Source organism: Pseudoalteromonas sp. SR45-6 (assembly GCF_014163545.1).
Lineage (GTDB): Bacteria > Pseudomonadota > Gammaproteobacteria > Enterobacterales > Alteromonadaceae > Pseudoalteromonas > Pseudoalteromonas rhizosphaerae.
Window position 1 is genome coordinate 1 of the sequence record NZ_JACJDM010000101.1, and the last position, 5210, is coordinate 5210.

Genomic DNA, 5210 nt, shown 5'->3' on the forward strand with positions numbered 1-5210 from the left:
CCGCTTGGGACACACTTATATCAATCAATAGAGCACTACTTCAAAATAGATAAAGATATAACAGAAAAACACGGATTTCCTGAGGAGTTAAAACCCTATTTAGACCCAGCAGATTGCCAAGTTAATAGAGAAGCCGTGTGGTAGTGAAGTTAGTTTGTTTAGCATTTACACAAAGGAGTGATGCCGAACTGAGAAAAAATAGTTAATAGTACAGTTCGGTAATAAGGAAGTTGAATATGTTTGAGCAATACGCAAAAACCGCTTATCGCGGTAAGCAAGCTGCAAAATTTAGAAATGAAATCGCAACAGATGAACGTGATTCAATGTTTTGCCGCTATCAAAGTAAGCAGGCGTTTTACCCGAGAGACGGTGTATTTGGCCACTGTTTTGATAATAGTCAAAACAGTTGCTACAAAGGTAATATTACTGGAGCAGAAAAATATGCACGTTCAATTTTAGCAAAAGGTAAAAATGAATTAGCAATGCCATTAGCAGGAAACGCAACTAATATTGCTGGCTTTGTCATTTTTTCTTGGGCAATAATTCATTTTTGTATTGTTATATTCTTGTTTGTTATGCCGTTATTTAGTTTAGCTTTAGGGGCGGTTGATGTTGCGTTAGAATTTTTAGCGGGCCTGTCATTATGTTGGATAGTTTCTAAATTGATTAATTGGTTAATTTGGCCGTTTTTTAGGTTTAAATATAATCTAGCTGTTATTTTTAATCGTGCCACAGGAATGGTGGAGGTACCAACTAAAAACGCGAAAGATTTCGATATTTTCCCATTTGAAGAGTTTAATGCACATTATAGGGTGCAGCATAACCCTAAAAGCGGTTTTCCATACCGTGGGTTTACTTTGTTACATTATCAGCAAAGCATGCGATATGACCAAACTTTTAGTAACCAGATAGCATCTGCATTTATTCATTGGGAACTGCTACAAAACTTTATGAATGTTACTCAGCCTTTGGCTGATATCCCGCAATTTGAATATTACCGTGAGTTTGATAAAACCACTGCTGAATTTGATAAAGCCAATGGTCGCCCTAAGTATTTTTGGTATCGTGTTGATAAGTCATTTTTAAAAGAAATGTCCAAAGCAGATGACGAGTTGAGAAAAGAATTTAATGATGAAGAGCAGCTCGATAATCTTTTGATGGGTAAACCTATTAAAAAGCTAACACCGCCAGATATTTTCAAGTTTCCATGGAAATACGCAGATAACATTAAGCCTGAAAGCGAGATCAAGTTCGGTAAAACACTGTGGCAAAAATTCACATCATTTTTGATGGTAGATCTGTAGTTAAGTAACATAATAAAATTAAAGGAATTTAACCCAAGCAGTAAATAACTGCTTGGGTAGGCAAAAGGATATTCATGTCAATTTCATATAAATTTGCAAAACTAAATGCAAAAGCAATAGAGAACTCGCAGAACTTTAAACACTATATTTCCTCAAAAAAGTATGAGTTCACATCACCCAAAGGAATAATGATTCCCCGATTTTATTGAATGATAAAATTTAAATAACTACCTCAAATGTTTGATTAAACTGCTGTAAAGCGGCTTCAACGCGGGTGATGCCTAAGTCAAACTCAGCCCGGGTTGCTGGGCCGCCTAGGGTGAGGCGAACACCATTTGGATTATCTACTTTTAGGGCTGGAACTTCTGGGATAAAGGAATCTAGCGTCCTTACAATTACCTTATGCGCTTTTAATACGCTGCAAAACTCAAACATATTCTGCGACTGGGATAAGCGAATATATACATTTAAACTGGCAAACTGAGCATCTATCTCATAAGTTTGAAGCAGCTTTTTTATTTGTTCAATACGATAGCGTATCTCATCTGCTAGCTTAGTTTGATTATAAGTAAATTCGTTACTTTTAATGGCGCGCATTATTAACTCAAAATTCATTGAGGAAACCGCCCAACACTCACTATGAATTTGTTTTAAAATTGGTTGCTCCCAAAGTCGTGGAGGTAATAAGTAACCGGCTCGTAGTCCGCCTGCAAAATATTTTGAAAAGCTTGAAATATAAAAAACCCGATCCGGTGCTTGTTGCCACAATGGTAATCGCCAATACTCTGGCAAACAGTAATTTACGTCATCTTCAATAATGAAAAAATTATATCGGCGACTCAGCGCCAGTAGGGCATTTAAATTGTTACTGCTATAGCAAATATTGGTTGGATTTTGACAGTTTGGCGTGATGTAAACCGCTTTGATTGTACGCGACTTACACAATGCTTCAATTTGCGCAAGATCAATCCCGTCGCTATGCACGTTTACTTGCGCTAATGAAAGTTTAAGCGAATGACACGCAAGGTAAAAACCGGGGTAACACATTGACTCTGCAATGACAGTATCGCCACTTTCACACAAGGTTGCTAACGTAGTGAATATTCCTTGCTGAGCACCTTGGGTAAATATCAACGGATGGTTTAAGCAATCAAAGCCCTTATCCGCTAGCCATTGTTTGAAAAAATATTGATGTGAGGTAAGTCCATTGAGTTTATAAATCATCACATCTGTTAATGCACGTTGATCCTTTGACAGCGATTGCAGGGCATTGGTCATAACATGTTGTTGCCCCATCATCGGTTGCATGCTTGAAGCAAAGTCTGTGTCGCCCTCAAAATGACTTAACTCAATAACTTTACTTACAAAGGTACCAGCCCCTAGTTTTGCAGTAACCAACCCTCGTTGCTCAAGTAAAGCATATGCACGAGTTACCGTACCATGTGTAACACTTAGGCTGTCAGCGAGAAGTCGTTGGGCTGGTAATTTTTGCTCAAAACCCAGCATTTTGTTGTCGATAGCATGCTCAATCAAAGCGGCTAATGCGCGATATTTTGGCTGTGTTTTGCACAAACTACTAAATAGAGTGTGATCCGGTTTGTAAATTGTATTCATAACAATAAAAATATTGATGATTTTACATAAGTATGACAATTAATAGTTATTAAACAACTACAATATTGTATCAATACAATTAATCATTATGAATACAGCTACTGTTTTTGAGCTTGCTCCGGCTCTCATTTTATTTTGTTTTGCGGCGTCAATTACGCCTGGGCCTAATAATATTTTGCTTACTCACTCAGGCACACATTTTGGCGTGATCAAAACCCTACCGCACTTATTGGGTATTCGAGTAGGCATGACGATAATGCATTTGGCAATGCTACTAGGATTAGGTAAATTGTTTTTAATACAGCCAAAGCTGCATTTTTTTCTACAGCTTTGTGCCAGTGGTTATATTTTATATTTGGCATACAAGATAGCTAGTAGCTCTCAATTAAAAGGTGATAATGCTCAAGCAAGGCCTTTAAATTTTTTTCAAGGCATGCTTTTTCAGTTGATCAATCCTAAGTCATATGCAGTGTTAATGACACTTTGTACTGCACTTACTTTACCAGGAGGTGCCTATTGGCCTTCTGCAATTTTGGGCGTGATTATTTTTAACCTTGTCGCGGCTTGCTCAGGCTTGTTTTGGGTGAATTTTGGCAAATACATGCGCCAATTTCTAAATAAGCCAAATATCTTTAAACGTTTTAATTGGGTTATGTCACTGTTTCTTGCGGCATCAATTCCTTTAGTTTTTCTTTCCAATGCAAGCATTCAGTAGGGAAATAAAATGAAATTTACTCACCAATTGTCACCACAACAATTTACCCAAGCGTTTGAGTTTTTATCTGAGCGAAGTTATTGGAGTCAAGGCATTAGTCGCGAACGGTTAGAAAAAGCGTTCGCACACTCGCTGTGCTTTGCATTAATTGAAAATAAACAGCTATTGGCATTTGCACGAGTGGTGACTGACCAAGCCACTTTTGCAAATTTACTGGATGTATTTGTGTTAGAGCCATTTAGAGGTCAAGGGCTGGGTAAAAAGCTGATGGATCATGTAATGAGTCACCCTGAATTGCAATCATTACGCCGTTTTACACTGGCAACAAAAGACGCTCATTCACTTTATCAACAATTTGGTTTTCAAAGCCAAGCAAGCCCCAATCTCGCAATGGAAAAGTGTTTAGTTGGCGGGTACTCAACATTATTACAGCGGTAAAATTAAGTATGGATTGAACGTTTTAATGCGTGCAGTTAAATACTTTTATTATTTTACAGCTGAACTCCTTATTCTGTATTTATAGCCGTTTTATTAAAAATGTGAGCACTTTAGAGAGTATCAATAAATAATACTATTACTGGGTTTTTAGAGTCAGTTAATTAGTAAAATGCAAACAATGCTTACGCCAGAAAATGCATTGTACATTCTTGGTGTAATGTTTACCGCCTTGTCCTGAGTTCAGGTTACAGCTTTCATTATTATCATTTCCATATGAACGGCAGTCTACACACTCGTTGTGGGTTGTGCGCCTTACGAACCTATAAACCAGCTCGCTTTGACTTCAAGGGAGTGTCTATATATGGCTTATTTTATTTTGACTGGTAAGTGAAATAAGCTAACGCGTCAGAGGTATTCAAGTTCCCGTGGAAATACGCGGATAACACTAATTCTGAAAGTGAGATCAAATTTGGTAAAATACTGTGGCAAAAATTCACCTAATCAACTTTACTTTGTTTCGATGATCGTAAGTTGAATGTATGTAAATATTATAAGTTATAGGGTTACAAAAAATTAATTTATCATGTTGTTATTGTTTCTTATTTTAGTGTAATAAAATTTTGAATTTTGATTTATGATTGCGTATAGTAACGTTGTTATTTAGTAGTCAATTTTAATTGGATTTAAAGTTACTATTACCTGCATTATTTTAATACATATAAGTTAAAGGATTAACTATCGATCATGAATTATCTTTTTATATTTTTAACAATTATCACTTCATTTACAACTATGGCTCAAGAAAACCCAAAGGTTTACCATAGCTTTGACTCTGAATTTTCTGCTACTTTGACAGTTGTTCCAGCTGAGGATGAAAATACTTACTATGTAAATTACAATGGCTTTGAACATCATTATGATGGTAATACCTTACTTTATAAAAAATTCAAGAATGACATTGGTGATGGTTATTATTTAAAATTGCTTGGAATGCCGGATGTTAATTTTAAAAATGAAGGTCATAAAACTGTTCGTTCAGGAACATTAGTTTCTTATTCAAGTGTATATCTCGATAATGATACAGTTACAAAAGTTATTTATTCCGGCTTGGCAGATATTGTAAAAGTTAATAAAGTCAA

5 protein-coding genes are annotated in these 5210 nt (G+C 36.1%); 4 read left to right on the top strand and 1 reads right to left on the bottom strand.

Annotated features, from left to right (window positions below):
* Positions 1-236 precede the first annotated feature (236 nt).
* Entirely contained in the window at positions 237-1304 is a 1068-nt protein-coding gene (locus tag H5158_RS21990; protein WP_182740913.1) for a hypothetical protein, read from the top strand.
* A 219-nt stretch (positions 1305-1523) separates the two neighbouring features.
* Here the strand turns inward: H5158_RS21990 and H5158_RS21995 are convergent, their stop codons facing one another.
* The gene (locus H5158_RS21995; protein WP_182740914.1) at positions 1524-2918 is read right to left on the bottom strand and encodes a PLP-dependent aminotransferase family protein; all 1395 of its coding nucleotides are present in this window, start codon (positions 2916-2918) and stop codon (positions 1524-1526) included.
* A gap of 88 nt (positions 2919-3006) precedes the next feature.
* Here H5158_RS21995 and H5158_RS22000 point away from each other — a divergent pair, with 88 nt between their 5' ends.
* The 3 genes from H5158_RS22000 to H5158_RS22010 form a co-directional block, all read left to right on the top strand.
* On the top strand, positions 3007-3633 hold the full coding sequence (locus tag H5158_RS22000) for a LysE family translocator (RefSeq protein ID WP_145234560.1): 627 nt from the start codon (positions 3007-3009) through the stop codon (positions 3631-3633).
* Between the two features lie 9 nt (positions 3634-3642).
* Positions 3643-4071 carry a GNAT family N-acetyltransferase gene (locus tag H5158_RS22005; RefSeq protein ID WP_182740915.1) on the top strand — a complete coding sequence of 143 codons (429 nt, stop codon included), beginning with the start codon at positions 3643-3645 and terminating at the stop codon, positions 4069-4071.
* Between the two features lie 744 nt (positions 4072-4815).
* On the top strand, positions 4816-5210 hold a 395-nt coding region (locus tag H5158_RS22010), incomplete at its 3' end, for a hypothetical protein (protein WP_182740916.1).